General features: G+C 44.4%; 1 protein-coding gene. It reads right to left on the reverse strand.

From position 1 onward, the window contains the following. Positions 1–28: 28 nt before the first annotated feature. On the reverse strand, positions 29–1,438 hold the full coding sequence (locus RMY63_RS41625) for a CARDB domain-containing protein (protein ID WP_322734264.1): 1,410 nt from the start codon (positions 1,436–1,438) through the stop codon (positions 29–31). Positions 1,439–1,470 lie beyond the last annotated feature (32 nt).

A 1,470-nucleotide genomic window follows, 5' to 3' on the forward strand; every position in this document is an offset into this window, starting at 1 on the left:
AACATTTTCAGATTTGTTTTAATTTTTATTAGTAAATAAGATGCGGCCGCCCTGGGGCTTGCCCTAAGCGGACAAACACCTCGTTGGCAGCTTCATTAGCATCGGAATTGAGGTTGATGCGTAGGGTTTGACCGGCTTGGAGGTTGATTTCAAATAACCTCTCCTGTCCGGTGCTGAGGGTTGTTTGTTTGGCTACGCCTAATTGTAACTGCTCAACGGTAACCTGAAGCGGGTCAGCAGAAGTTGTGCGGTTGTTTGCTTCTTTGTCAGCTTCGTAAACTTGATTGAAGATATCAGAACGGACAATGATACGATATTGACCTGGAGTTGCTGGTGGCAGGTTTGCTGTGAGGGTTGAGGTGTAGTCGGCGTTCTTTGCTAAATTGCCATTATGAGATACTCGTCCAATTAGGCGGTCATTGATATCCCAAATTGCATCTGTTGATAAGTAAACTGCATCACTCCACTCACCGCTAGCTGGGTTGTCGCCGTAGTTAGTGACTTTCCAACTAATTTTTACCTCTTCGCCTGATTTGGCAGAACTGGGCAGGGTTATTTCGTCTACTTGTAAATCTGCTGGGGGTGGCAGTTCTAGTACCAGGGGTAGGGTACTGGGCTTGGCGTTGTTACCCTCGTCATTGCCTTCAAATACCACACCGCGCACATTTTTTTGCGGTGCATCGGTGATGACAAAGACGTAATAGGAACCAACGAGGTCAGTTGGTAGTTGGAGAGTTTTGTCAACTGTGTGCTTGCTACCAGCACTTAAACCGCCAGTATGTTCTACGTATCCCAGATAGCGATCGCTTTTTTCATCTAAAAATTCATCTCTAGATAGGTAGATTAAATCGTTCCAGCGATTTTGTCTAGCAGGTGTATCACCAGTACCTTTGTTTTCTACGGTGTACCTGACATTCAAACTTTGTCCGGTGGTAGCGCGTTCGGGGATAATAACTGAAGTGACTTGCAAATCTGCTGGTGGTTGCAAGGTAACTTTTATTGGTGCGGCAGTAATATTGTTACCTTCATCCTGGAATTCAGGTACGCGGGCTAATGTTTGGCTAACGCTTTCATAAGTTAGTCTACTGTAACCCTTACTAATGTTTGAGTCAGTGAATACTAATAGATAAAAGTCACCATCAATGCCATCTGGAAGGGTAAATTCACTACTTCCCCTGTAAAATTCACCTTGCTTTAAGCTGCCGCGACGAGCAAATTCTCCGAGTAATGTATCATTAAAGTCTAAGGACTCGTCGCGGGAGAGGTAAACTCTATCCAACCAGAAAGTTTCTCTGGTATCGCGAGTACCTGTATTAGTAACTTTCCAGTTAACTGAAATTGTTTGACCGGAAGTGGGTGATGTTTGGGGGACTACGAGGTTAGTAACTTCTAAATCTGCTTCTTTATAGGTAACGGATACCGTTGGCGAATTCCCCAAACAGCTAAACTGAACCGATTAGTTCAGCAATG

The sequence above is a fragment of the Nostoc sp. ChiQUE01b genome, assembly GCF_034531255.1.
GTDB lineage: Bacteria > Cyanobacteriota > Cyanobacteriia > Cyanobacteriales > Nostocaceae > Nostoc.